1 protein-coding gene is annotated in these 1,437 nt (G+C 44.7%); it reads right to left on the bottom strand.

All coding sequences use genetic code 11. The features are described 5' to 3' along the window. Positions 1-8: 8 nt before the first annotated feature. A complete protein-coding gene (tnpC, locus tag QUA38_RS28880; protein WP_333167947.1) occupies positions 9-1,385 on the bottom strand; it encodes an IS66 family transposase in 1,377 nt (458 codons plus the stop codon). Positions 1,386-1,437 lie beyond the last annotated feature (52 nt).

The raw sequence follows: 1,437 nt of genomic DNA on the forward strand, positions 1-1,437 counted from the left end.
GTAATTGCTCAACTAGGGGAAAAAAGGGAGCCATCAGTAGAGAGAGCTTGTTGAATAGATTGATAAGCAGTTAAACCCTGACGCTTGCCAGTATTAACAACTGAACGAACGGCAGCAAACAAATCTCGCCCCCATTCCGAACGGAAGCCATTGGTCACACGGCGAAATATCACGCTCATCCGAATCGCCTGTTCACTACTATTATTCGTGGCTGGAATTGTCGCATCTTCCAGAAATAGAAATAAATTGTCAATCAGCCCACTGTAACGTTTTCGTAACCGTATACCATCCGGATGCTGTGGTGCTAAATCCAAAATTTTGGTTAATCTTTCTTGTAAATTTATTCGATATCTCAAGAGTCTAGTATCATCCATATTCTCCCGTTGCCGATGGATGATAAAAGCCCTTAATAATAACCTCTTCATCGCTGGGGCAAAAATTCTGTCAAGAGCATCAATCGCATATTGGCAATCCCGCAGTTGATGGGCCAAACACACTTGCCATTGTGGTGCTGGGTGATTTTTTTGAGCGCTAAATAAATCAGACACCCAGATATCGGGACGATGTTCTGCCAGAACTTCGTTAATTACCCCACTCCCTCGACTCGGGCGGATGACGTGTAAACAAACATCCTGGTTCTGAAACACCCACTCCCACTGATTTTGTCCGTTAACTCTGGCACTCGTTTCATCTGAACAAATTAATTTTGCCCGCCGCAACCGTTGTAATATTTGACTTACTTGGTCGTCTAAACTGGTTTTGACTTTTGCCAACAGGTTTGCGATTGCTCCTTCGGAAATCTTGAGTCCAAAAACGGATGCAAATATCGACGATAGCCGTTCGTAGCTGATGGCATGAGTGTAACGGAGATATGTGACCAAGCTTTGAATTGAACTGCCAAACGGTGAACCTGCTTCCATTCCCAATGGTACAGGGGCAACATACTCGGTTTGACAGCAGGCACACTGACCACCATAACGTTCTATTCGGGTGATGATGGGGCGAATTGGCGGAAGTTCGATTTTTTCGTAGACCGATTGCAATTTTTGGGTGGCGGCGGTGACTTTCTCTCCACACTGGGGGCAATTTTTGACTTGGGCGATGATTGTTTGGTCGGGATGAGGATGTAGTTCTCTTCCCCCTCCGACTCTTCCTAGGCTTCTTTGTCTTTTTATTCCTTGAATTTTTGACGGCTTAATGTTCGGCTTGAATCCTTTGGATGGTCGAGTGCTGGAATTTTTGCTAGTTTTGGTGGGAGATGAGCCTGGTTTTGGTTCGTATGTGGCTAATGCTGCGCTAAGTTTTTGGATTTCTTGCCATAGCTCTACTATCAAGGCTTCTTTTGCCTCGTTCGATAGTTGCTTTAAGTCGGGGAGTTTTTCCATTCCTTTATCTAATGTCTATCTCCTCTTCTTGTCAAGGGGGTTGAGCAATTAC

This window comes from Microcoleus sp. Pol12B4 (assembly GCF_036701385.1).
Classification (GTDB): domain Bacteria; phylum Cyanobacteriota; class Cyanobacteriia; order Cyanobacteriales; family Microcoleaceae; genus Microcoleus.